The organism is Heyndrickxia acidiproducens DSM 23148, assembly GCF_000374345.1.
GTDB classification, from domain to species: Bacteria; Bacillota; Bacilli; order Bacillales; family Bacillaceae_C; genus Weizmannia; species Weizmannia acidiproducens.
This window is the reverse complement of record NZ_KB893983.1, coordinates 61063-85331: the sequence shown is the minus strand read 5'-3', so window position 1 is coordinate 85331 and position 24269 is coordinate 61063. Positions and strand designations below refer to the sequence as shown.

Below are 24269 nucleotides of genomic sequence, written 5' to 3'. Positions count from 1 at the left end.
GGGGGAGCCGCAAGGATCATCAACAAGATTTGTACCCACTGTCTACTTTACGGAGCACAAAACAGGCATCGAATCATTGACGATCATATGGTAAAACGTGTGATTGAAGGGGAACTTTCGTGAAATGACAATGATTTAAATTTAAGTATTAAACTCATAGGGGAAGCCACAATAAAGCGCAAACTGGCTTCCCCCTTAATTGACAACAATTCCGTCAATTTCTGGACAAATAACACCGTCAATTTCCTGCCATTTTGGGGCGCCAGTAACAATACTGTTCACCTTCCAATTTAAAGTTCATAAGCGCTTTCAAAATCTTGTATATACAACTTACATTTTTATAATATCCTGTATATACAGGTTTGTCAATAGCGTTTTCATTTTTGTATCATTTCTTTCGTTAACAAGCAAAAAATCCCGGTACGCTGCCTTCTTTTTCATCCTGCAGCGTACCGGGCCCGGTTTTCCTATCTCTTAATTTTCCGCTTTAAATGTAAAGGTTCCGATTTCCTTTTCAAGTTCTTCTGTCAGTTCAAAAAGCTTTTCTGTATGGCGGGCGATTTCATTGGCTGAAGCAGCCTGTTCTTCCGTAGAGGATGCAATTTCTTCGGAAGCGGCGGCGGTTTGCTGGGAAACAGCCGAGATTTCTTCGATCATTTGTACCACCGTTTCTTTTTGTTTGCGGATGGTGCCGATCGAGGCCGCTTCCTGCTTCAATGAGCCGACCATCGCACGCAGAGAATTTGTTAGATCTGCCATTGAAGAACTGACAGATGTGACGGCTGTTTTTTGGCCTGCACGTATTTGATTGGTTTCTGTCATGACGCCGACGAGTTCCTTTGTATCCACAAGTACATCGGCAATCGTTTTTTGGATAGCTTTTGTCGATTTTTTCGACTGCTCCGCCAAATTGCGGACCTCATTGGCGACAATGGCAAAACCTTTACCGTTTTCCCCTGCGCGCGCCGCTTCAATAGAGGCATTCAGAGAAAGCAAATTCGTCTGTTCGGCAATTTGTGAAATCACTCCTGTCACTTCTGAAATGGATTGCGATTTTTCATTTAAATTCGTGATCATGGCTGTGACTTTTTCAAATGCCTGCTCCAATTTCTGATAAGACCCTTCCAGTCCTTCCACCTGTTTTGTACCAGACTCAATCTGCGTATTGGCCTCATCCACCGCTTTTTCGATTACGCCGGACTGTTCGGCCAGTTTTTCAATTTCACCGCTCAAATCATGAACCGCTACGGAACCAGCTTCAGCTTGGTCCGATTGATTGCTGGCACCGGCGGCAATTTCTTCAACCGCTTTTGATACATCGGTAATCGCCGCCTGATTTTCTCCTGTGATCCTTTTTAGGCCGGATGCCGCCTCATTAACGGAATCGACATTGCCGTGAACCTTTGCGATCAGGTTCCGCATACCGTGCAGCATATTGTTATAGCTTTTCGACAAATCCCCGATTTCATCATTTGAGTGGACAACAAACTTTGTCACCAGATCCCCTTCTGCGGTTTTGCCCAATACCTGCTGCAGCTTTTTGATGATCTTAACGAGGTAACCGGCGATAAAAGCAGCAAACAAAATCCCGATCACAAGGCCGATCAATATAGAAAGCAGCCCCGCATGTTTCAGTTTGCTGACTTTCGCGGCAAAAGCCTGCTGCGGTTCAAAGGAAATGACTTTCCAGCCCATTTTCGGAACAGTGGTTGCGTACAGATTGTAAGATGTGCCGTTCCAAGTGAATGTACCGGTTGAATTTTGCCGGCTGTAAATCGCATCGGCCCAGTTAAATTCTTTTTTTAAACGGGCAGCACTGCTGATATCTTTCACACCTTCTACTTTTCCGCTGTTGGAAGGCCTGATATTCCTGCCATTACCGTTTTTGATAAAAGATGTGACAATGACCCCTTTAGGATCCAAAATCGCAATGCGGTGATCCGATTCCTTCTCTATCGCTGCTCTTGCTTTTCCAATCGTGGATAGATTGATATCATAACCGACTGCACCAATCATTTTGCCTTCAGAAAAAACCGGCGATACAACAGAAGTCATAATTTTTCCGGTTACCTTATCTTGATAGACGTCCATCCACTGTGTCTTCGGATTTGCCGTTAAATATTTGTAAATATTCGTGTTTCTTACATCGAGATCCATTTTGGCGTATGGCGAAATATGAAGTTTCCCGGTTTGAAAGTCCATATAATAAGCGGCAACCAACGTGCTGTTGCGCGACTGGACCGCATGGATCGACGCTTCGATATCGGACATTTTTTTCTTTTGTTGAATGTCAGCCGTAACCAGGCCGTCTAACTGGCTGAGCGAATTTTCATAGTTTGACAGTTCAGCCTCAATCCGGGCTGCCACCTGGTTGGCGTACATTTTATTAACGGACCGGTCATTCGTTTTTAGAATTTTTCCGGTTGTGAAATACATCAGCCCGACGGTGGTTATAATAGAAATCAAAATGGTAGCACAAATGATCAGCCCCCATTTATAACGAAGAGAAAAAAATCTCTTTGCCGTTTTTTGCTGTTCCTTTCTTTTCAATTGCTGTCTCCCCTTTGAATTGATAAACATGATCATATATTTTTATCGGGGGATACGGGGGTAGTCTTTAGGAGAACACTTCAAGTTCGTAAATTCCCTGTTTTAGAACTTTTCATATTCTTATTCTATAAAATGAATGAACTTAAGTTGTTACATCAAGATCTTAGATCAATTTGCATGATTGCTATCTTTTACAGCAGGCCGCAGTGCAGCAATAGTTTAATACACTTTCTATATTTTAAAAAAAGAAGCATGCCCCATCAGCACATGCTTTCTTCCATCTCTCCGGATTGTTCCGCCAAAGTGTTTAATGCGGTATGCAGTTTTTCATAAACGACTTCTTTTTCTGTCCGGAAGTTTTCCCCGTCCCGAAAACAAATCGGGGCATCTGCAACCAGCAGCCGTTTTCTTTTACTCGCGTACAGGGGAACAAACCGGACATGTCGGCCCGTTTTTTTATAATAGTATTTTTCCAAATAAAGAAAGCCGTTGTACATGCCTTTAACAGACGCGGACGAATCGGTATAATCGATATCCGGAAAAATTGCAACGCTCTCTCCTTTTTGAAGGGCCTCTACACTCATCTGGAATGTGCGCAGTATTTTTTTCGAACCTCTGTAAACGGGGATGCTTTTTCCGGATTGCAGCAGCCTTGAAATGCCGAACGAAAGCAGAAAAGCAGCCGGTTTTGCAATTGCAGGATGTAGTCCGAATCTTTTAGTAAACGTATAACCGGCATACTGCTGATAGCACGCCTTCCTGTCAAGAAACACATGAAGGATCCAGGTCCGCACCGTTCTTGGATACCAAAGCAGGGTGATAAAAGGCCCGAACAGGTTGCGGTGATGGGAAATATAGACAACCGGGCCGTCAATCTGCCTGGAAATATCCGCTTTGTAAGCCGGGAAGAATATCCGGGCAATCCCCCGCACCGCTTTAAAAAAAATCCCGAACCCGTTATCCATGGCGCCTCTCCTCCAATGGCAGTTGCGCCTGCCCCTGGGTGTCAATTACATCCCAGTGCAGCTGGATTTGATAAAAAACCACAGCCAGGATAACACTGGCCGCAAGCTTTGCAAACAGAAGATCCAGCTGCAGATATGCGGATGCGCCTGCCAACAGGGAAAAAGCAATCACAATGAATCCGCATAAAACCCCTATCGATCGAACAAAAAAGTGCTGCATATGCAAAAGTTTGCGTTTGGCGAGCATATCGGTGCCAAAAGCGGCCAGCTGCGAAAGCACGGTTGAAACAAACAACTTCCATAAGAATGGAACCCCGTTCAGCAAATAGCGGAAAAACAGGGCAAAACTAAGCATATCGATCAGGAAGTAAAGCAAGGCTGGATAAGCATAATAAATCATGCCAGAAAGAATCTTCCTGAAAATTTTAAAAGAATCCTTGATAGAGTGATAGTTTGTGCCAGCATTATGGTTAAAATAAATCGTTTGGACCGGCACTTCAAGCAGCGCCACTTTCATCCTTTTCGCATAAATAAGCATGTTCATTTCATATTCAAACCGCTCGCCCTTTAAAGCAACCATCCAGGGAAGCTCCTGTTTCGGAATGCCGCGCAGGCCTGTCTGCGTATCTCCGACTTTTGCGCCGTATAAGGCTTCAAACATGAAACTCGTCAGCCTGTTGCCGATCTTGCTTTTTGCCGGCACATTCGCCTGGTTAAAATCCCTTGCCCCCAAAATGATGCCATTGCGGTTTTCATTCAGTGCCTCCGCTATTCTGGTGACATCCGCCGCCGTATGCTGACCGTCTGCGTCTGCCGTAATCACGCCGATCAGGTTTGCGTGGTGCTCCAAAAAATACGCAAATGCCGTCTTTAACGCCCGTCCCTTCCCGCGGTTTACCGAATGTTGCAGAACGGTACACTTTCTATTTTTTTCAATTTCCTCAAAAATAGGTGCACACTCATCTTTGCTTCCATCATTTACGATAATAATATGCGCCGCCCCATTTGCCAGCAGGCTGTCCACATAATGAATCAACATTTTTCCGGGATTCAGGGCAGGTATAATTACAGCAAAATTTCCCATCGTGTACCCCCTCCGATATCTCAACGCCAACATTTTCCAAAAGATCGTTTTGGAAACAATGTAACTATCTACATCTTACAAGGAAAACAAAAGAAAAACAACGAACGGGCTTGACAGATTGCCGGCTCAGCAGGTGTTACAAGCCGGGCCGGAATGGGTAAACTACTGGAGTATTCCACAGAGAGGAGTAGAAAAGATGAAATTAAAAGACAGAGTAGCCATTGTCACCGGGGGCGGTTCAGGTATCGGAAAAGCATCCGCCCTGAAGCTTGCCGGGGAAGGTGCAAAAGTTTGCGTAATGGACATCAAACAAGAGAGGGCCGATAAAGTAAAGAACGTCATTAATGAAAAAGGCGGGGAAGCTTTGGCTTTGGAAGTGGATGTCGCAAATCCCGACCGGGTCAAGCATGCCGTTGATGAAGTGGTTCATCACTGGGGGCGCCTGGATATTGTATTCTCCAATGCCGGCATTAATGGAACGGTGGCGCCGATTGAAGATATGTCCCCGGAAGATTGGGACGAAACCATCACCACTAACTTAAAAGGGTCGTTCCTGTTTACGAAGTATTCAATCCCGCATTTAAAAACGCATGGCGGCAGCATTATCATTACAAGTTCAATCAACGGCAACCGCATATTCTCGAATATTGGTATGTCCGCCTACAGCAGTTCAAAAGCCGGCCAGGTCGCATTTATGAAGATGGCAGCACTGGAACTGGCCCGCTATAAAATCCGCGTCAATGCCGTCTGCCCCGGTGCAATAGAAACGAAAATCGAACAAAACACAAACCGTACTGAAGCGTTGGAAAAGGTCAATATTCCGGTCGAATTTCCAAAAGGCGACCAGCCGCTTGCAGAGGGGCCGGGCAAACCGGAACAAGTCGCAGACCTCGTCCTGTTTCTCGCATCTGATGATTCCAGCCACATCAGCGGAACAGACATCTACATCGACGGAACCGAATCACTGCTACGCGGCTGACCGGCCGGGTTCGCAGTAAACAGAAAAGAGGCAGCCGCATACCGGTAAGGCTGTCTCCTTTTTAACTCTTTTTTAACTTGTCTCATCGTTGTCACCACGAACGGCCGACCAGCCGGGAATGCGGTTGGAGTTTGCCCGATAAATGAACGACCGCCATCCTCTGTTTTCCTGTTGAATGGGACTTCATTCGGCTTTTGAACGACCGTTTGATTAATTATTTAGCCGGTGCGGTCGCTCATACGGCGGATGAGCGACCGTTTGATTAAAAACTCAGCAGGCGCGGGCGTTCATGAAGGGGATGAGCGACCGTTTGATTAAAAACTCGGCCGGCGTGGGCGTTCATGAAGGGGATGAGCGACCGTTTGATTAAAAACTCAGCAGGCGCGGGCGTTCATAAAGGGGATGAGCGACCGTTTGATTAAAAACTCAGCAGGCGCGGGCGTTCATAAAGAGGATGAACGACCGTTTGATTAAAAACTCGGCCGGCGCGGGCGTTCATATGGCGGATGAGCGACCGTTTGATTCATTATTCAGCAGGTGCGGGCGTTCATAAAGAGGATGAACGACCGTTTGATTAAAAACTCAGCAGGCGTGGGCGCTCATGAAGAGGATGAACGACCGTGTAGTTGTAAATCGGCTATGAAAGACTATTGATCTGATTTTATCGTTTGAAAGGTCATCCGGCACAACCCGATATTTACCTACAACTCGTCATTTTTTTGGAGAGTGGGGCGGTTAATAGAAAACAATGGCAGGATATCGTCCGGTTTCCAAGCTGATGCCAACCGGCTCAATCGTTCTCCTATTGCGCTCGCAAATTTAAATCCATGTCCTGAAAACCCTGCGGCAATGATGACATGAGGATAGGAGGGATGCCTGTCAATGATGAAGTGTTCATCCGGCGTTTTCGTATACATGCACACGCTGCCTTTTTTTAAGTTTCCCGCCGCTTGAGGCATATGGCTTTCCAAAAAATTCCGGAGATAGCCCTCATCTTCAGGATAATAACCGAATTCGCGGTTGAGCGTATCGGGATCTGCGGGCTGCCCGTAATCATGGCGGCCAATTTTTACCCCGCTTCCACGAAAACTTGGAAACCCGTAATACATTCCTTCTGGTACTTCGGCAGTAAAAGCCGGAAAAACGGTATCCCGATATAAATCTTCATCTGCTTCAAACCAGCCGATCGTTTGCCGGGTGGGTAAAAGAGGCAAATTCAAGCCTAATTTCGAAAGGATCTTCCCGTTCCAGGCTCCACCACTCACAATAATTCGATCAGCCGTAAATACGCCTTTCGCTGTTTCCACACTGACGGAACCTTTACCAACCTGTATATTTGTTACCGGCACGTTGGTGAGCAGTATAGCGCCGTTTTCTTCAGCAAGTTTGCGGTATGCGCGGATGCAGTTTTCCGGGAACAAAACGCCCGAATCCGGTTCGAAAATGGCGCGGTAATGATCAGGAACCGAAATCCCCGGCCAGCGTTTTTTAACTTCGGTACCATTCATCATTTCAATCGGGAGGCTGTACGCTTTTGCACTTGCAATCGCTTCGTCGAGAAACGATGAATGTCCTTCAGGGCTGAAACTCAGCACGCCGGTCTGCGCAAAAATTTTATCTCCTGATACTTGTTCTAATTCATTCCACAACGTTTGCGCCCGCAATACGAGCGGCACATAATCACGCCCCTCCCCGTATGCTTGGCGGATAATTCTGGTGTCGCCATGATGGCTGCCCGATGCATGGGGCGGATCAAATGCGTCAATCAATAATGTTTTTATCCCTTGCTTTGCTAAAAAATATCCGGATGCCATTCCTATTGAACCTGCTCCAACCACTATCACATCAAAATATTTATCCATTGCATTCATTTCTCCCTGTTTTTTTAAAACAATTTTTTTATAAAATAAGTTTATTGGAAAAACAATGTGCTTACAAGCCACTACAGTTGTAAACCATTATATCCGGGCCGCCAGCCTCGTTTTTTCCCAAACCCCCTGTAAAATTTTAATGTTGATTGCTTGATATAATTTAGGAAACCAATATTAGAGGTTTCCCTGTACTTTAAAAGTGTCACTGTAATACAACTCGCTCACCTCAAAATAATCATAACAAACCAACAGTGAGAATTTTTGATAATTGTTGCTATTTTTCCAAACTTCTCCTCGAGAGTTTGTTCCTAATGCAAATTATTCAAGAAATCCACAAGTATCAAATATCAACATTTACCTTTAACAGATCTACTCAAAAAAAAAAACACCATTTTCAATAAACGGCATCTTCCACGACCAGATCGTTTTCTGCAAATCGCTCCACTCTTAATGGTGTTAAATCAATTGTTTCATAGCGGCCGGTCCTGATCAGTTCTGAGATCCCCTTCCCCACTGCCGGCGCCTGCTGCATCCCGTGGCCGCTGAATCCGAACGCGGTAAAATAGCCTTTCATGCCCGGATACTCCCCAATAATTGCATTGTGGTCTACCGTATTGTAATCATACAGCCCGGCCCAGCCCCGCTCCACTTTCACTTTTTCAAAATTCGGGATGCGCCCGGCAAGGATCGGCCAAATCCGGTCAATAAATTCGGAACGTTTCCAGGTGAAATCAATTTTCGGCTCCATATCTTCGGCAATACCGGCAATAAACTTCTTTCCTTCATGGCGAAAATAGGCACCGGTCGGGTCCATGGTCAGCGGCAGCGCATTTTTAAGCGGCTTTTCACAATCAAACAAAAAAATCCTCCGCGGCAGCGGCTCTACCGGCAGCGGCATATTTGCTCTTTTGCTTAATGATGAAGCCCAGGCGCCCGCACAATTGATGACAACCGGCGCCAAACATTCTTCACCGTTCGTAAGCCGCACGCCTTTTATGCGGTTTTGGCCGCTAAGCAGGCTGCCGACTTCTTCATAACGGTATTCCGCTCCGAGTTTTTTTGCTTGTTTAATATAACCTTGCATGACAGAATAAGGATCCAAATAGCCGCTTTCCGCACAATAAAGCCCGCCCGCCAGATCATCTGTATGGAGTTCGGGGATGATTTCAAGCAGCTCTTTTTTGCCGAGCAGTTCGGAGGAAACGCCATTTTGATGCTGAATCTTTACATGTTCTTTAAAATGCTGCATCATCGTCTCCGTTCCAAGAAACAAATATCCACGCTGCTTAAAATCGATTTCGAACGTATCATCGCCGATTGCCATGTTTTTTGCAAATTGTTTATAAACCTGCAGGCTGAACCGGCTCATTTGGATATTCACTGCTGTTGTAAAAAGCTGCCGGAAACCGCCTGCACTTCTCGGTGTGGATGCAAATTCATAGGTGCTGTCTTTTTCAAACACGATTATTTTGCCGGTGAAGCCGTCATGGAGCAGATGGTAAGCGACACTTGAACCGATAATTCCGCCGCCAATGATGATCAGATCTGCACTGTTTGCCATCCTGGGCCCGCCCCTTTCAGTATCCGCTAGTTGTTATCGATTTGCGCACGCTGCAATTTTCCGCTGAAATCCACATAGACAGCCTTCCATTCGGTGTAAACATCCAGTGCCGCCGGGCCGGAATCGCGGTGGCCGTTGCCCGTTCCTTTCGTCCCGCCAAACGGCAAATGGATTTCGGCCCCCGTTGTTCCGGCATTGACGTATACGATGCCCGTATCAAGATCGCGCATTGCCTCGAACGCACGGTTAACATCTTTTGTAAAAATCCCGCTTGATAATCCGAACTCGACGCTGTTATTCACCTCAACAGCTTCTTCAAGGCTGCGGACCGGAATAATGGAAACAACCGGGCCGAAGATTTCTTCCTGCGCAATCGCCATTTGCGGGGTAACATCCGTAAAAATTGTCGGCGCATAGTAAAAGCCGTTTTCGAGTCCGCCTCCTGATTGGACATGGCCGCCCGCCAGCAGTTTCGCGCCTTCTTTTCTTCCAATCTCCACATATTCATCAATCCGCCGAAGTGCTGCAGCATGAATCACCGGCCCGACAGCAACCGTTTCGTCCAAACCGTTTCCGCTCTTCAAAGCCGCCGTCCGCTTAACCAGTTTGTCTTCCAGCTCCTTCTTAATATCCTGGTGGACAATCACTCTGCTCGTTGCCGTGCACCTTTGCCCGCTGGTTCCAAATGCCCCCCACAGAATGCCGTCCACTGCGAGGTTCAGATCCGCATCCTCCAGCACAATGACTGCATTTTTCCCGCCCATCTCAAGCGAAGTCCGTTTCAGCAGTCCGCCGGCGCGTTCATTGATTTTTCTGCCGACTTCATTGGAGCCGGTGAACGAGATCAAATCAATGCCGGGATGCTCGACCATGGCCTCGCCGACTTCCGATCCGGACCCGTTAACAAGGTTCACAAGCCCTTTTGGCAGCCCGGCTTCTTCGTAAATTTTTACAAACTCGCATGCGGTAGCCGGGGTCTCCGTCGCCGGTTTCCAGATAACGGCATTTCCAGTGACAAGCGCCGGCAGTGATTTCCATGAAGCAATCGCAATCGGGAAATTCCATGGCGTGATCAGCCCGGCAACGCCGACCGGGACCCGCACACTCATCGCGAATTTATTCCGCAGCTCGGACGGCACCGTATCCCCGAACTGGCGGCGCCCTTCTCCTGCCATATAGTAGGCCATGTCGATGGCTTCCTGGACTTCGCCGCGCGCTTCGCTGATTACTTTTCCCATCTCGCTTGTCAGTACGCGGGCAATCTGCTCTTTTCTCTGCTTTAAAAGTTCTGCTACTTTATATAAGTAGCCGGCGCGCTCGGGAGCCGGAACAAGCCGCCATTGCTTCTGCGCCTGTTTTGCCGCTTCTACAGCGCGGCTGACATCAGTTTTTGCTGATTGCGCGACTTCCCCCATTTGTTCGCCGGTTGCCGGGTTGATCACCGGAACATAGCGGCCTGTAGAAGGCTCGCACCATTTGCCATCGATAAAATTCAAATATTGATTCATGACATGACATCCCTTCAATAAAGGTCAATTAACGGTCATTCTTAAAATTCCACAGCTATTTAACAAACAGGAAATGGCTTTGAATCATGCAGGCGGAAAGTTCTTGCAGGAAGGCCCGATAAATTAACGGTCATTCTTAAAATTCCACAGCTATTTAACATACAGGAACTGGTTAATACACCTTTGAATCATGCAGGCGGAAAGTTCTTGCAGGAAGGCCCGAAATCCACTTTTACATCTTAAGGTTGATGCCCAGCCTCAGCTGCACCGCTTTTTCAAAAACTGTTTCAGCTGCGGCCAGGTCAAACAATGCCATTCCTGTTGATTTGAATACAAGCGGTTTCGTGCCGGTTAATTTCGGCTTTACTTTTTGTGCGGCTACTTTTGAAAACGGAATGATCTGTTCTTCCTTCAGCCAGCCTTTTTCAAGCGGGACAAGGAGATCTCCGCTTTCTTTTACGGCGTCCAGTGAGTCAACAAATATTTGCTCTGAATTTTTTAATAAACCGTCCGGGAATTCCTGCATATGCGGCAGGTAGGATCCGATCCCGATGATCAGCTTTCCTTGATAAAGATCTTCCTCATCCGGCAGCACCGGGGTTGCAGAAGATGTTGCAGTGATAATGATGTCTGAATGCCGGACAAGTTCGCGGGCATTTTCCACTGCATGCATTTGAATCTGTTTTCCTGCAAGATGCGTTGTAAGATTGCGAATAAATGAAGGAATTTTAGCAGCTGAACGATTGTATAAATAAATGTCGCGGATGTCACGAACAGCACAGACGGCCAATAGCTGATACAGGCCCTGATAACCGGTGCCGGCTAAGCCGACAGTACCTGCTTCATCCGGCGCCAGGTATTTTGAAGCAGCTCCGCCAAGCGCACCGGTCCTGAGCCCCGTTAAAACCGTACCATCGAGCAATGCTTTGATGGAACCATTTTTCTCATCAATTAATACGACAATGCCCTGGGTGGCTGGCCGTATCTTGTTTTCCGGGAAGACTGTGACAATTTTTGCTCCGGCCGCTTTTTTAGTACCGCAGGGCATAAACAAGGCCGAGTTTTGTTGGATCTGCAAATGGCTGCGCAAAGGCATTTCAAAAGCACGGTCTTCATAAATGGCATACGCTCTCTCAACAGCCGCAATCATATCATTCATCGTAACAGCGCCAAGAATGTCTGTTTCATTTAAAACAAGCATGGCACCACCCCATTTGTACGGATCTTTTTATCAATATATGAGGGCATCGTCAAGAACATGAAAAAGCACTAAAAAAACGCTCAACCTTTTATAGGCTGAACGTTTTTCAGGATGGAGCATAGCGGGCTCGAACCGCTGACCTCTTGCATGCCATGCAAGCGCTCTCCCAGCTGAGCTAATGCCCCGAAATATTATAATTGAGTTGGGAATGGAGCATAGCGGATTCGAACCGCCGACCTCTACAATGCGAATGTAGCGCTCTCCCAACTGAGCTAATGCCCCGTGTGTCAAGCAGGATAATCATTTTTACCGTCTTTTCATCGCGACAAAATTATTATACAACGCATTGAACAACCGCGCAACTATTTTTTAAAAAAATTTTTTAAAAGATGGCTTTTGAAATACGTTTTGCCTGCAGCTGTTTTATCTCCGTTCAATATCGGGAATACTACCGTAGATACATTAAGAGGAAGTGGGACAGATGTTGCATCTCGTTTATTACCGGTTTCTCCGCTGGCCGATTATGTTGAGAATATTGCTGCTGGCGCTTACGCTGATTTCCGGTTTTGGCCTTGCCATCCATTTTGTTGAGCCCAAAACTTTTCCCACGATATTTGACGGTATTTGGTGGGCAGTGATTACGACAGCAACCGTAGGCTACGGAGATCTTTATCCGGTTACCTTCGCAGGGCGCTTGATCGGGATTATTCTGATTTTATCGGGGGCGGGCGTATTGTCCGCTTATTTTGTATCACTGGCCAGTGCGACGGCGACGAGACAGAATGCATTTATGGAAGGCAAAGAAATTTTTACGGGAGTGGGGCAAATGGTGATCATCGGGTGGAATGAACGTGCGCGGAAAGTCATTCAGCAGCTCCAGGAACTCAAGCCGGAACAGCCGGTTGTCCTCATTGATGAAACATTGGAGACGAATCCATACCCCTCCGGCAATGTCCATTTTATCAAGGGGAAACCTTATTTGGATGAGACACTGAAAAAAACAAATATGCATGGTGCAAATGCAGTACTGATCACGTCCGACCAGCATAAATCAGAAACAGAGGCTGACATGAATGCGATTCTGACGCTGGTTGCAGTAAAAGGAATGAGCCCTGATGCTTATTGTATTATTGAAATTCAGACCGCCGGCCAGGTTGTAAATGCCAAACGCGTTGGTGCAGATGAAGTCATCCAGGCCAATACGCAGACAAGTTTTGTTATGTTGAACAGTTTAATTTCAAATGGCATGTCAGACAGCCTTTTGTCGCTATTGAACCAGCAAAAAAAGAGCCATCTCGATTTCATTCCGGTTCAGCCAAACTGGAGAAATTTAACAGTTAAAGAATTAAGCCAGCTGCTGCAAAAAGAAAGAAAGATCCTGATCGGCGTCCAGGACGGAGATGAAACGCTGATTAACCCGCCGCCCGACTACACGATCAGCAACGAAAAACAGCTTTTCGTCGTGCTGGAGAACGGAAAAGGTGGCAGACGCTAGATTTTTGGGGCGGGCGGCCTTATGAACGATCGCGGGCACTGTTTTTCTTCCGGCGCGGGCTTTCATTCCCTTGATGAATGACCGCGGGCGTGGTTTTTCTTCCGGTCCGGGCTTTCATCCCCTTGATGAACGACCGCGGGTGTGGTTTTTTCTCTTGTGCGGGCTTTCATCGCCTTGATGAACGACCACGAGCGTGGTTTTTTCTCCGGGTCGGGCTTTCATCGCCTTGATGATCGACCGCGGGTGCTGTTTTTCATCCGGTGCGGGCTTTCATTGCCTTTATGAACGACCGCGGGTGCTGTTTTTCTTCTGGCACGGGCTTTTATTCGGCCTATGAACGACCGCGGGCGCTGTTTTTCTTCCGATGCGGGCTTTCATTCCCTTTATGAACGACCGTGGGCGCTGTTTTTCTTCCGGTGCGGGCTTTCATCGCCTTGATGATCGACCGCGGGTGCTGTTTTTCCTCCGGCGCGGGCTTTCATCGCCTTGATGATCGACCGCGGGTGCTGTTTTTCTTCCGGCACGGGCTTTCATCCCCCCCTATGAACGCCATTTCAGACTGATATTTTCTCCAAAATAGCTTTCATTCACCCTATGAACACCATTCTGGCCCGATATTTTCTGCAAAATAGCTTTCATCTTCCCTATGAACGCTATCCCGGCCCGATATTTTCTCCAAAATAGCCTTCATTTACCTTATGAACACCACTCCAACCCGATATTTTCTGCAAGATAGCTTTCATTCGCCCTATGAACACCATTCTGGCCCGATATTTTCTTCAAAATAGCTTTCATCCCCCCTATGAACGCCATTCCAGCCCAATATTTTCTCCAAAATAGCTTTCATCTCCCCTATGAACGCTATCCCAGACCGATATTTTCTCCAAAATAACTTTCATCCCCCCATGAACGGCCGCGCCCATAGATTTTCCTCCTTCCCGGCTTTCATTCTTCCTGTAACAACCGGGAATGCAATTTTTCTGATACATTTTACAAGGTAAAAGACAGAAAAAGCCCGTCAAGGAGTTTTTTCCTTAACGGGCCCGCACCTGGGGGTTTTTCGTAATCCCCTACTCTTATAAACGTTTTTCCAATTCAGCTTTCAAGTCTTCGTAGCCCGGTTTGCCAAGCAATGCAAACATGTTCTTCTTGTATGCTTCTACTCCCGGTTGGTCAAATGGGTTGACGCCGTTTAAGTAGCCGCTGATTGCGCAGGCTTTTTCGAAGAAGTAGACAAGATAGCCGAATGTGTAGGCATCTGTTTTTGGAATTGACACAACCAGATTCGGCACGCCGCCGTCTGTGTGAGCTAACAATGTGCCTTGGAATGCTTTGTTATTGACGAAATCAACAGTCTGGTCTGCTAAATAGTTTAGACCGTCCAGATCATTATCTTCTCTGTCAATCGTCAATTCTTCGCGGGCTTGTTCGACTTTAACAACCGTTTCAAACAAGTCGCGGCGGCCTTCCTGTACATATTGGCCGAGTGAGTGCAAGTCGGTTGAGAAATTGGCGGAAGAAGGATAAATCCCTTTTTGGTCTTTCCCTTCGCTTTCGCCGAATAATTGTTTCCACCATTCAGAGAAATATTGCAGTCCTGGTTCGTAGTTAATCAGCATTTCGATCGTTTTGCCTTTGCGATATAAAATATTGCGGACAGCCGCATATTGATAAGCCACATTTTCGGAAACTTCCGGAACAGAGAAGTCGTCCACTGCTTTTGCAGCCCCGTCCATCATAGCTTGAATGTCAACGCCGCTGACTGCGATTGGCAGCAGGCCGACAGGGGTTAAAACAGAGTAACGTCCGCCGACATCATCCGGAATGACAAATGTTTCGTAGCCTTCTTCATCTGCCAATGTTTTTAATGCGCCTTTTGCACGGTCTGTTGTCGCATAAACGCGGCCTTTTGCTTCTTGTACGCCGTATTTTTCTTTCAATAATTTGTTGAAAATCCGGAAAGCAATGGCCGGTTCAGTTGTTGTGCCTGATTTAGAAATGACATTGATCGAGAAGTCTTTACCTTCGATCACATCCATCAAATCTTTCATATATGTGGAGCTGATGCTGTTACCCAGGAAAAAGATTTGCGGCGTTTTGCGTTTTTCTTTTGGCAGCACATTCATAAAGCTGTGGTTTAACATTTCAATCGCAGCCCGGGCGCCCAAATAGGATCCGCCAATCCCGATAACAAGCAGCACATCAGAATCATTTTGGATTTTTGCAGCTGCTTTTTGAATGCGGGCAAATTCTTCTTTATCATAGTCTTTCGGCAGGCTCAGCCAGCCGGTAAAATCGTTTCCGACACCTTTTTTTTCATGTAAAAGCTCGTGCGCTAATTTGATTGGTTCGCTTAAATATGTAATTTCATGCTCGTTGAAGAACGAAAGCGCTTTTGAATAGTCAAATTGAATATGCGTCATCTGTTTCCCTCCAAATTTAGATTTACCAACTTCCACTTTATCGAATCTTTACCCTTTTATCAAGGAATGTAACGAATTTCTCACATTTCCTGCATGAATAAGGATCACCCATTTGCGGCATCCTATGCTTGTACGATTGAATAAGGAGGTAAAATTATGAGTGCTGTGCAACGAATTGCTTTGGTTTTAACGATTATTGGTGCGATCAACTGGGGCCTCATCGGTTTTTTTAACTTTGATTTGGTGGCGGCCATCTTTGGCGACAATTCCGCCCTATCAAGAATTATTTACGGCATCATCGGCATATGCGGATTGATCAACTTGGGCCTGTTATTCAAACCGGATACCGAATCCGAACGCTCTGCACAAACCAAACCTACTAGTTGAACCAAAAAGATTACAGGGACAGGACGATACAAAGTCCTGCCCTTTTCCTCTAAAAATACCTTTACGCGCGCCTAAATCACAAATTCACGCGTACTAAGAAATCACAAGTTCACGCGTACTAAAAGAGCGTTGAAGCACGGGTGTACCACTTGTGTTCAATAACAATCATAATTTCCTTCAGCACCTAAAAAAAAATCCCGGGAAAGGCTTCCGGAATCTTTTACTCGTCCTTATTTTTTAATCAGATCTTCCCGCTTTGATTTTTCGATCCACTCTGTTAATTTATCACGGAGTGTGTTAAAGCCTTCCGTGCTTTCTTCAGCCGCTTTGATTGCACCCTGGCGGCGGCGCGGTTTTTTCGCTTGTGCTTTTGGCGCTTCTTCTGTTGCTTTGATCGACAGGCTGATTTTTCCGCTTGCTTCGTCGACAGACAGCACTTTTACCTGCACTTCATCCCCGACTTTTAAATAGTCATGGATATCTTTAACAAATCCGTATTTGATTTCAGAAATATGGACCAGGCCCTGCGTTTCATCATCTAAAGCGACGAACGCGCCGAACGGTTTAATTCCTGTTACTTTACCTGTATATACATGACCAGCTTCATAATTTGTTGACATGGAAACACTCCTAATTTTAAATTTTCTCCTATTATACGCAATAAAACATTATATCATAGTTCTTTCAGATTGAAAATAGCCTGTACGTAAATCATCCCCTGTTTTCACCCTATAAAACAACGGCATAGTTGCAAAATCACGAAAAGTTCAAAAAATCATTTCAGCCCAAGGTTCTTCCATATGCTACAATAAAGAAAAAAAGCTTGACATATTCTCTTATATAAAGGGAGTGGTTCTTTTGAATACTTTTGGCGAAAAATTATCGTTCTACCGTAAACAAAGCGGGTTAAGTGTTGAAGAACTTGCATTGAAAGCCAGGATCGGAAAAAATACGCTCGAACAGTATGAAAGCGGGAAGCAAATTCCAACAATGCAGACGATTTTGAAGCTCTCCACCGTCCTGGATGTCGCTGCTGAAGTTTTTTTGGACGCCCTCAAACAAAAATGATGTTTAAACCGCTTCTATTCCGGTTAGACTAATAACACAATGCTTTCTTATAGTGAGGCCGGCTTTCTGTAAGCCGCCGCACTATCATAAGTATTCCCCCTTTTTATTTTTGGCGGGCCTGTTTATTCGGGCCCGTTTTTTATGTTGACCGGCCCGCTCCAACCGATACATGAACGGCTCTTCTTCTGCCGGTCGCATTTTTCCCACAAAAAAAGCGCTCTTTATAATAAGAACGCTTTTTTCCATTCTGTTACTTTCCCGGAAATCCTCTGTCATACTGTACCGGTACACCGGCATCTTTCCGCAAAGCCACACCGGCTTCCAAAGTCCAATACGGATTGCGCAGCATGCCCCGGCCAATCGCAACCAGATCCGCTTCTTCGTTACCGATTACGGCATTGGCAAGGATCGGGTCATCCAGCCTGCCGACTGCGATCACCGGCACGTCAAGGGCTTCCTTTATTTTCCTGGCGAGCGGAACCTGGTAAGCGGCGTGTGTGCCCGGGCGCCCGGCTGCAGCAATATGGCCTTCGCCGCCCGCGCTGACATGGAATAAATCGACGCCGGCTTTTTTGTATTCTCTTGAAAAAGCACTGCTTTCTTCAATGCCGTAGCCGCCTTCCACATATTCGCGGGCGGAAATACGCATGATCAGCGGCATGTTTTCAGGCATTTCTTTTTTCGCAGCTGCAATGACTTCTTTGCCAAACAAGGCCAGATCCTGCCCGTATTCGTCCGTTCTCTTATTGGTATAGCGGGACTGGAATTCATGGATCAAATAACCGTGTGCCCCGTGAAGCTCGACAGTGTCAACACCGGCTTGCACAGCGCGGCGCACAGCCAGCCCGAATTTTTCCACGATGCCTGCAATTTCTTCTTTTGTCAGTTCTTTCGGTGTTTTTGAATGTTCATCAAATGGGATTGGCGAAGGGGCAACCGGCTGGGCAGCATCTTGCGCTTTCCGTCCCGCATGGCCGATCTGAATGGCAACTTTTGCGCCATATTGGTGGCAGGCATTGATAATCCTCGCAAGCGCCGGAATCTGTTCGTCCGACCACAGGCCCAAATCGTTATCGGTAATTCTGCCATCGGGTTCAACATCCGTCATTTCGATGATCACAAGGCCCGCACCCCCGACTGCCCGGCTGACATAGTGCACAAAATGCCAATCAGTTGCAATGCCGTCTTTTTTTTCAACCGAGTACTGGCACATCGGCGGCATCACGACACGGTTTTTCAATTCAAGAGATTTCAGCTTATATGGGGTAAACAAATGTTGCATTTTAAACCACTCCTTATGTAATAAAAGTTGATGTGTTTATCTTGCCTCCAATGGATATCATAATATCATGGCAATTTCTGCCCGCCCTGTCCGAAACGGGCATTTCAGACAGACAAAGCTTGGGGCAGTTGCCGCTGCTTTCATTGTAGCAGGATGCTGTGTTAAAATCATACCATACGCTTACATAAATTTTTTAGGAAAGAAGGAATGACAATGGCATTGAATGTACCGAATCTCAAATTCCATAACGGCGCGGAAATCCCGCAATTAGGCCTCGGCGTTTATCTTGTGAAAGACAAGGAAGAGTTAAAAACTTCTGTCAAAACCGCTCTGGAAGTAGGTTACCGCCATGTCGACACCGCGATGATCTACGGTAACGAGACATTTGTCGGCGAAGCCATCAAAGAAAGCGGCGTTGACCGCAAAGAAATTTTCATTACCTCGAAGCTGTGGAACTACGACCATGGCTATGAAGAAACAAAAGCAGCATTCCAGGCAAGCTTGGACCGGCTCGGCACGGATTATTTGGATCTGTATTTGATCCACTGGCCGTCCGCACACTATATCGAATCCTGGAAAGCAATGGAAGAACTTTATAAAGCAGGTAAAATCAAAGCGATTGGGGTTTCAAATTTCCAAATCCATCATCTGGAAGATTTAATGGCCCATACCGAGATAATGCCGATGATCAACCAAATTGAGACCCATCCGGAATTCCCGCAAAATGAGCTGCATGACTTCATGAAGCAGCACAATATTTTACATGAAGCATGGGGTCCGTTAGGCCAGGGCAAACGCGATTTGTTATCGCAGCCTGTTTTGGTTGAACTTGCTAAGAAATACAATAAAACACCGGCCCAAGTTGTCCTGCGCTGGCATGTCGAGCGCGGTGAAGTCGTGATTCCGAAATCGGTGACACCAAGCAGGATCAAAGAAAACAGTGAGATTTTTGATTTTTCGCTGACACAGGACGATATGGAAAAAATCGCCACTTTAAATACCGGAACGCGCTATGCAACAAGCCCGGATGATGAAGAATTTTTAAGAAAAACTTCGGTGCGCCCGCAATAACGAAATAATTTGCAGCTGCCCTTTGGCAGCTGCATTTTTGTATATTTTTTCTGCTAAAAATAGGAATGTTTAGTATAATAGATTGAAAAGGGATTCATATAAACATAGACTTGCTTTCATAATGAGGGGATGCAGATGGATACAAAATATTTGGACCTGCTTGCAAACAAATACGATTGCGAAGAAAAAGTTGCAACCGAAATTATTAATCTTGAAGCGATTTTAAATCTGCCAAAAGGGACGGAGCACTTCGTCAGTGACCTGCACGGCGAATATAATGCCTTCCAGCATGTCCTGCGGAACGGTTCCGGGAATGTGAAAGAAAAAATAAAAGATCTGTTTAAAGATGAACTTTCACCGGATCAAGTGAATGCGTTTGCGACACTGGTTTATTACCCGGAAGAAAAACTGCAAATGATCACCCAGGAAATGGAAGATCCGCAGCAACTGAATGAGTGGTATGCGGAAACAATTGAACGCATGATCCGCTTAGTGGCATTTGCTTCTTCCAAATATACCCGCTCAAAGGTGCGCAAAGCCCTGCCCGAGCAGTTTGTTTACATTGTGGAAGAGTTATTATACAAAACCGACGAATTCAAAAATAAAAAAGAATATTATACCAAGATCATTCAGCGGATCATCTCGCTGAAGCAGGCGAATAAGCTGATTACCGGCCTGGCTTATACGATCCAGCGGCTGGTTGTCGACCATCTCCATGTTGTCGGTGACATATACGACCGCGGGCCTGCCCCGCATAAAATCATGGAGACCTTGATGCATTACCATTCTGTCGACATACAGTGGGGCAATCACGATGTGTTGTGGATCGGCGCTTTTTCCGGGTCAAAAGTGTGCCTCGCCAATATTATCCGCATTTGTGCGCGCTATGACAATTTGGATATTTTAGAAGATGTTTACGGGATCAATTTGCGTCCGCTTGTAAATCTTGCGGAGAGATATTATGACGACAACCCTGCTTTCCGGCCGAAGCTGAATGCCGACCATGGCGAAATTACCGAGGCGGAAAAAATCCAAATCGCTAAAATCCACCAGGCGATTTCGATCATCCAGTTTAAACTCGAAATCCCGATTATCAAGCGGCGCCCGGAATTCAATATGGAACACCGGCTGATGCTTGAAAAAATAGATTATGAGCATCATACGATTGAAATTGGCGGCAAAACATACCCGCTTGAACATACTTGTTTTCATACGGTCGATCCCACACATCCGGAACGGCTCTTAAAAGAAGAAAAGCAGGTGCTGGACAAACTGTTATTTGCCATTCAGCATTCCGAAAAGCTTGCGCGGCATATGGGTTTTCTTGTTCAAAAAGGGAGCCTTTATTTAAAATATAACGGCAATTTGCTGATCCACGGCTGCATCCCTTTAAACCCGGACGGCAGCATGAAAGAAATGGTGATTAATGGCCAAGCGTATTCGGGCAAGCGGCTGCTCGATGTTTTTGAACATTATCTGCGCTACAGTTTTGCCCATCCGGAAGAAACCGATGATTTTGCAACGGATATGGTCTGGTATTTGTGGACCGGCGAAAATTCTTCTCTGTTCGGGAAAAAGGATATGACCACATTTGAACGGTATTTTATTCGGGATAAAAAGACGCACGTCGAGCAGAAAAACCCTTATTACAAACTGCGGGAACAGGAAAAGGTATGCCGGCGGATTTTGGAAGAGTTCCATTTAAACGGCGAACAGGGCCATATCATTAATGGCCACACGCCTGTAAAAGAAATTGATGGCGAAAACCCGATTAAGGCAAATGGCAGAATGATTGTCATTGACGGCGGTTTTTCAAAAGCCTATCAGCCGACAACAGGCATCGCCGGTTACACACTGCTCTATAATTCGTATGGCATGCAGCTTGTTGCCCACCAAAAATTCACTTCAAAGGAAGACGTGCTCTTAAACGGCACCGATGTATTGTCAGTCAGAAGAGTCGTGGACCGCGAACTGCGCAGAAAAAAGGTGCTGGAAACGAATGTCGGAAAGAAAATTCTGGAGCAAATTTCAATTTTGAATGACCTTTTAAAATACCGTTATGAAAAATAAAGCGGAGGCGACTGTTCATCGACGTACGGACTGGAAGGACTCTGACTGAGATAAAGGAAACACGATGAGTGGTTTTTACGAACCGATGTTGACTTATCGCAGGGAAGAGACCAGAAGTACGCTAGTCGATAGGAGCCGCAGCTGGATTGGGCAGTTTGATCTCCATCCTATCTTCTTCGCATCCAGAATCTTGAGGTGGGAGTCTTATGGGATAAAGCATGTTTTCATTTCATCCACAAAAAAAGTTCTTTGCAGCCGGTACGCCGTTATGCAAGGAACTTTTTTCTGCTTGTGCGCCGTTTTACGAAACAGCAGCCGGCAGTGCCCGCGGGACATCTTTAACTCGTCGTCGAGCTGTTTTTTAGACGCATGCCCTGCTGATTGCTATACTGGAATCGAAAAAGAAAGGAGTGGTGTTATGGCAAATCAGATTCCGGAAATCACATTAAATGACGGCTTAACCCTGCCTGCTGTCGGATTCGGCACATATAAACTGAACGGGGCAGCGGGTGTGAATGCTTTAGTAAGCGCGATTGACACCGGCTACCGCCTGATTGACTCCGCTTTCAACTATGAAAACGAAGGTGCAGTCGGCGAGGCCGTCCGGCGCAGTTCCGTGCCGCGCGAACAGTTGCGGATTACTTCAAAGCTCCCGGGGCGCCACCATACTTATCGCGAAGCCCTGACGACGATTCAGGAATCACTGTTCCGGGCGGGGCTTGATTATTTTGATCTTTACCTCATTCACTGGCCGAACCCAAGCAAAGATTTATATGTTGAAGCTTGGCAGGCTTTGGTCGATGCCAAAAAATGGGGGCTCATCCGTTCAATCGGCGTTTCGAATTTTTTGCCTGAACATCTGGAACGCATCATTCAGGAAACCGGCGTAACGCCAAGCATCAACCAGGTTGAGTTGCATCCTTATTTTGCGCAGGAAGAACAACGCGCATGGCATAAGGAACACGGCATCGTCACAGAGTCATGGAGCCCGCTTGGACGCGCCAACCGCCTGCTTGAAGACGGAACGATTACAAAAATTGCAAAAGCCCATCAAAAATCTGTACCGCAAATCATTTTGCGCTGGCATATCCAGCTGGGGGCGCTGCCTTTGCCGAAATCTTCTTCGCCGCAGCGCCAGCTTGATAATCTTTCCGTATTCGATTTCACGCTTTCTGACGAAGAAATGCAGGCCATTTCCGGCTTAAGCCGCCCGGACGGCCGCACTTTCGGCCAGGATCCGGCAACCTATGAGGAATTCTAAAAATCAGGCCCGTTTCACTTTTAACAAAAGTGAAACGGGCCTGATTTTTAATAAACAATAACAGGTTCGTTTTGTTCGAGATTATCGTAAACGGTTTTCATCACGGATGGCGGTATGTTAACGCAGCCGCCGGATCCCTTGTGGAGATAAGCATCTTTCGCCCAGTTGGTGCGCCAGCTGGCATCATGGAATCCAACGCCGCCGAGCGTGAACGGAGCCCAGTATTTCACTTTTACCGAGTAATTCGGGTTGCCGGCTTCACTGCCTTCAAGCGTGGATGGGGATTCTTTATATTCAACATACCATACCCCTTTTGGCGTATCTTCATGGGTGTCATGCCGGCCCGTTACGACGTGGGTCGCCACTTTTAAATGCCCGTTTTTATAGATCCAAATCTTCTGATCCTTAATGGAAACCTCCGCATATGTGTTGCCAATCTTGTCGCTGGCCAGGACGTGATAACCGATGCCGTACGTACTGTAACCTTCGCCGTAAACATTATAGGCAAGAATGGATGCTTTCCCTTTTTCAAACGCGGCTGCAATACGCTTCGTTTCTGCCGGGACATCAAGCGCCCAGCCGTAAGATTGGCCTTTAACCGAAATCACCGATCCTGAATGCGTTTTAAATGAATAATTTTTATGCAAGGTGGATTGTGAACGATTAATCGCAGCAACCTTATTCTTGATGCCGGCCGTATCGATCGTCAGCTTCATATTTTTGTCAACTGTTGCCTGTTCAATCACCTCGCTTGCCTTCATTGGGTACGGTTTGTTTTGTACTTTGTAAGTCACCGTACTTTTGGCCAGTTCTTCCAGCTTTTTCTTTTCTCTTTTCACGGTTGGGCTGTTTTCGAGAACCGGCTGCAAGCGTGCAGCTTTTAAACGGATTTCTCTGTTGTACTTCTGCTGATCATAGTCTTTTAGAATGGCCGCAACATCATATTGGTTTCCCTTTTTGCTTTTGGAAACGATGATTTTACCGTTATCCAGGGAAGCCTGGGCATCTTTTGGCGCCTGTAAGCCTTGATTCAGCTCTTTCAGTTTATCCGCTGTTTTTTGTCTTAGCACCTTACTCCGGTAATGATCTTCCTTGCCCGGCATTAACGCGTAATTTTTTGTTTTAAAAGACGGCAGCCATGTCTGCTGCTTTTTAAATAGATTCTTAATCTTGGGAAGATCCTGTTTGGTGAAACTTGCTTTCGTGTCTTTTCCGTTTACAACCACTTTGTTCCCAACGTATACTTTATTTTCCAAAGTCAATGCCTGTAACTTATTTGCAGTCTGCTCAACCGTTAATCCGCCGACTTTTATGCCATTAATTGAAACATGCGGATTAAAATGGGTTGCCTGATAATAGCCGGCACCCCCGATAAGGAGTAAAACAACAATGGCAATACTGCTGATCATGATGATCTTTTTCCTATTTATGGCCGTTCACCTCAATATGATATTTACATTTGCTGCTGAATATCGCAGGATCTAAATCTTTTT

Annotated in this window: 20 protein-coding genes and 2 tRNA genes; 7 read left to right on the top strand and 15 right to left on the bottom strand. The window is 46.2% G+C overall.

What is annotated here, in order from left to right:
- Positions 1 to 474: 474 nt before the first annotated feature.
- The 3 genes from C232_RS0104980 to C232_RS18400 form a co-directional block, all read right to left on the bottom strand.
- The gene (locus C232_RS0104980; RefSeq protein ID WP_018661912.1) at positions 475 to 2550 is read right to left on the bottom strand and encodes a methyl-accepting chemotaxis protein; all 2076 of its coding nucleotides are present in this window, start codon (positions 2548 to 2550) and stop codon (positions 475 to 477) included.
- A 260-nt stretch (positions 2551 to 2810) separates the two neighbouring features.
- Positions 2811 to 3515 carry a lysophospholipid acyltransferase family protein gene (locus C232_RS0104975; RefSeq protein ID WP_018661910.1) on the bottom strand — a complete coding sequence of 235 codons (705 nt, stop codon included), beginning with the start codon at positions 3513 to 3515 and terminating at the stop codon, positions 2811 to 2813.
- A complete protein-coding gene (locus tag C232_RS18400) occupies positions 3508 to 4599 on the bottom strand; it encodes a glycosyltransferase family 2 protein (protein WP_018661908.1) in 1092 nt (363 codons plus the stop codon). Before C232_RS18400 ends, C232_RS0104975 begins: the two co-directional genes overlap by 8 nt.
- Before the next feature lie 196 nt (positions 4600 to 4795).
- On the opposite strand from C232_RS18400, the gene C232_RS0104965 reads away from it, so the two are divergent.
- The gene (locus tag C232_RS0104965) at positions 4796 to 5578 is read left to right on the top strand and encodes an SDR family oxidoreductase (RefSeq protein WP_018661906.1); all 783 of its coding nucleotides are present in this window, start codon (positions 4796 to 4798) and stop codon (positions 5576 to 5578) included.
- A 701-nt stretch (positions 5579 to 6279) separates the two neighbouring features.
- Here C232_RS0104965 and solA read toward each other — a convergent pair.
- From solA to C232_RS0104935, 6 genes are all read right to left on the bottom strand, one after another.
- The gene (solA, locus tag C232_RS0104960) at positions 6280 to 7440 is read right to left on the bottom strand and encodes an N-methyl-L-tryptophan oxidase (protein WP_026314484.1); all 1161 of its coding nucleotides are present in this window, start codon (positions 7438 to 7440) and stop codon (positions 6280 to 6282) included.
- Positions 7441 to 7843: 403 nt separating this feature from the next.
- Positions 7844 to 9010 (bottom strand): NAD(P)/FAD-dependent oxidoreductase, encoded by a 1167-nt coding sequence (locus C232_RS0104955; protein ID WP_018661902.1) that lies wholly within the window; start codon positions 9008 to 9010, stop codon positions 7844 to 7846.
- Positions 9011 to 9036: 26 nt separating this feature from the next.
- Entirely contained in the window at positions 9037 to 10518 is a 1482-nt protein-coding gene (locus tag C232_RS0104950; protein ID WP_018661901.1) for an aldehyde dehydrogenase family protein, read from the bottom strand.
- A 232-nt stretch (positions 10519 to 10750) separates the two neighbouring features.
- Positions 10751 to 11719, bottom strand: a complete 969-nt coding sequence (locus C232_RS0104945; RefSeq protein ID WP_018661899.1) for an ornithine cyclodeaminase family protein — start codon at positions 11717 to 11719, stop codon at positions 10751 to 10753.
- Positions 11720 to 11831: 112 nt separating this feature from the next.
- Positions 11832 to 11904, bottom strand: a tRNA-Ala gene (locus C232_RS0104940).
- Between the two features lie 24 nt (positions 11905 to 11928).
- Positions 11929 to 12001, bottom strand: a tRNA-Ala gene (locus C232_RS0104935).
- A 199-nt stretch (positions 12002 to 12200) separates the two neighbouring features.
- On the opposite strand from C232_RS0104935, the gene C232_RS0104930 reads away from it, so the two are divergent.
- Positions 12201 to 13214, top strand: coding sequence for a potassium channel family protein (locus C232_RS0104930; RefSeq protein ID WP_018661898.1), 1014 nt, complete (start codon positions 12201 to 12203; stop codon positions 13212 to 13214).
- Between the two features lie 383 nt (positions 13215 to 13597).
- Here the strand turns inward: C232_RS0104930 and C232_RS19990 are convergent, their stop codons facing one another.
- The 3 genes from C232_RS19990 to C232_RS0104910 all read right to left on the bottom strand — a co-directional run bounded on the left by C232_RS19990 (position 13598) and on the right by C232_RS0104910 (position 15637).
- Positions 13598 to 13738, bottom strand: a complete 141-nt coding sequence (locus tag C232_RS19990) for a hypothetical protein (RefSeq protein WP_018661896.1) — start codon at positions 13736 to 13738, stop codon at positions 13598 to 13600.
- A gap of 276 nt (positions 13739 to 14014) precedes the next feature.
- The gene (locus C232_RS20360; RefSeq protein WP_018661894.1) at positions 14015 to 14137 is read right to left on the bottom strand and encodes a hypothetical protein; all 123 of its coding nucleotides are present in this window, start codon (positions 14135 to 14137) and stop codon (positions 14015 to 14017) included.
- A gap of 153 nt (positions 14138 to 14290) precedes the next feature.
- Positions 14291 to 15637 (bottom strand): glucose-6-phosphate isomerase, encoded by a 1347-nt coding sequence (locus C232_RS0104910; RefSeq protein ID WP_018661892.1) that lies wholly within the window; start codon positions 15635 to 15637, stop codon positions 14291 to 14293.
- Between the two features lie 156 nt (positions 15638 to 15793).
- On the opposite strand from C232_RS0104910, the gene C232_RS0104905 reads away from it, so the two are divergent.
- Positions 15794 to 16024, top strand: coding sequence for a DUF378 domain-containing protein (locus tag C232_RS0104905; RefSeq protein WP_018661889.1), 231 nt, complete (start codon positions 15794 to 15796; stop codon positions 16022 to 16024).
- Between the two features lie 230 nt (positions 16025 to 16254).
- On the opposite strand, the gene yugI is transcribed toward C232_RS0104905, so the two are convergent.
- On the bottom strand, positions 16255 to 16644 hold the full coding sequence (yugI, locus tag C232_RS0104900) for a S1 domain-containing post-transcriptional regulator GSP13 (protein ID WP_018661887.1): 390 nt from the start codon (positions 16642 to 16644) through the stop codon (positions 16255 to 16257).
- A 238-nt stretch (positions 16645 to 16882) separates the two neighbouring features.
- Between yugI and C232_RS0104895 the strand changes: the two genes are divergently transcribed.
- A complete protein-coding gene (locus C232_RS0104895) occupies positions 16883 to 17092 on the top strand; it encodes a helix-turn-helix domain-containing protein (protein WP_018661885.1) in 210 nt (69 codons plus the stop codon).
- 250 nt (positions 17093 to 17342) lie between these two features.
- Here the strand turns inward: C232_RS0104895 and C232_RS0104885 are convergent, their stop codons facing one another.
- Positions 17343 to 18374, bottom strand: a complete 1032-nt coding sequence (locus C232_RS0104885; protein ID WP_018661881.1) for an NADH:flavin oxidoreductase/NADH oxidase — start codon at positions 18372 to 18374, stop codon at positions 17343 to 17345.
- A 213-nt stretch (positions 18375 to 18587) separates the two neighbouring features.
- On the opposite strand from C232_RS0104885, the gene C232_RS0104880 reads away from it, so the two are divergent.
- The 3 genes from C232_RS0104880 (at position 18588) to C232_RS0104865 (ending at position 22776) form a co-directional block, all read left to right on the top strand.
- Complete coding sequence (locus C232_RS0104880) at positions 18588 to 19445, top strand: aldo/keto reductase (protein ID WP_018661879.1); 858 nt, start codon at positions 18588 to 18590, stop codon at positions 19443 to 19445.
- Between the two features lie 135 nt (positions 19446 to 19580).
- A complete protein-coding gene (locus C232_RS0104875; protein ID WP_018661878.1) occupies positions 19581 to 21515 on the top strand; it encodes a fructose-bisphosphatase class III in 1935 nt (644 codons plus the stop codon).
- Between the two features lie 418 nt (positions 21516 to 21933).
- The gene (locus tag C232_RS0104865; protein WP_018661875.1) at positions 21934 to 22776 is read left to right on the top strand and encodes an aldo/keto reductase; all 843 of its coding nucleotides are present in this window, start codon (positions 21934 to 21936) and stop codon (positions 22774 to 22776) included.
- A 47-nt stretch (positions 22777 to 22823) separates the two neighbouring features.
- Here C232_RS0104865 and C232_RS0104860 read toward each other — a convergent pair whose 3' ends face one another.
- Positions 22824 to 24185: a L,D-transpeptidase family protein gene (locus tag C232_RS0104860; protein WP_018661873.1), complete on the bottom strand. Its 1362-nt coding sequence runs from the start codon at positions 24183 to 24185 to the stop codon at positions 22824 to 22826.
- Positions 24186 to 24269 lie beyond the last annotated feature (84 nt).

Bases quoted from the DNA above. Each gene is read 5' to 3' on its own strand.
- C232_RS0104975 (WP_018661910.1), bottom strand. From the start codon at position 3,515: ATGGATAACGGGTTCGGGATTTTTTTTAAAGCGGTGCGGGGGATTGCC.
- C232_RS18400 (WP_018661908.1), bottom strand. From the start codon at position 4,599: ATGGGAAATTTTGCTGTAATTATACCTGCCCTGAATCCCGGAAAAATG.
- C232_RS0104965 (WP_018661906.1), top strand. From the start codon at position 4,796: ATGAAATTAAAAGACAGAGTAGCCATTGTCACCGGGGGCGGTTCAGGT.
- solA (WP_026314484.1), bottom strand. From the start codon at position 7,440: ATGGATAAATATTTTGATGTGATAGTGGTTGGAGCAGGTTCAATAGGA.
- C232_RS0104955 (WP_018661902.1), bottom strand. From the start codon at position 9,010: ATGGCAAACAGTGCAGATCTGATCATCATTGGCGGCGGAATTATCGGT.
- C232_RS0104950 (WP_018661901.1), bottom strand. From the start codon at position 10,518: ATGAATCAATATTTGAATTTTATCGATGGCAAATGGTGCGAGCCTTCT.
- C232_RS0104945 (WP_018661899.1), bottom strand. From the start codon at position 11,719: ATGCTTGTTTTAAATGAAACAGACATTCTTGGCGCTGTTACGATGAAT.
- C232_RS0104930 (WP_018661898.1), top strand. From the start codon at position 12,201: ATGTTGCATCTCGTTTATTACCGGTTTCTCCGCTGGCCGATTATGTTG.
- C232_RS20360 (WP_018661894.1), bottom strand. From the start codon at position 14,137: ATGGGCGCGGCCGTTCATGGGGGGATGAAAGTTATTTTGGAGAAAATA.
- C232_RS0104910 (WP_018661892.1), bottom strand. From the start codon at position 15,637: ATGACGCATATTCAATTTGACTATTCAAAAGCGCTTTCGTTCTTCAAC.
- C232_RS0104905 (WP_018661889.1), top strand. From the start codon at position 15,794: ATGAGTGCTGTGCAACGAATTGCTTTGGTTTTAACGATTATTGGTGCG.
- yugI (WP_018661887.1), bottom strand. From the start codon at position 16,644: ATGTCAACAAATTATGAAGCTGGTCATGTATATACAGGTAAAGTAACA.
- C232_RS0104885 (WP_018661881.1), bottom strand. From the start codon at position 18,374: ATGCAACATTTGTTTACCCCATATAAGCTGAAATCTCTTGAATTGAAA.
- C232_RS0104880 (WP_018661879.1), top strand. From the start codon at position 18,588: ATGGCATTGAATGTACCGAATCTCAAATTCCATAACGGCGCGGAAATC.
- C232_RS0104875 (WP_018661878.1), top strand. From the start codon at position 19,581: ATGGATACAAAATATTTGGACCTGCTTGCAAACAAATACGATTGCGAA.
- C232_RS0104865 (WP_018661875.1), top strand. From the start codon at position 21,934: ATGGCAAATCAGATTCCGGAAATCACATTAAATGACGGCTTAACCCTG.
- C232_RS0104860 (WP_018661873.1), bottom strand. From the start codon at position 24,185: ATGATCAGCAGTATTGCCATTGTTGTTTTACTCCTTATCGGGGGTGCC.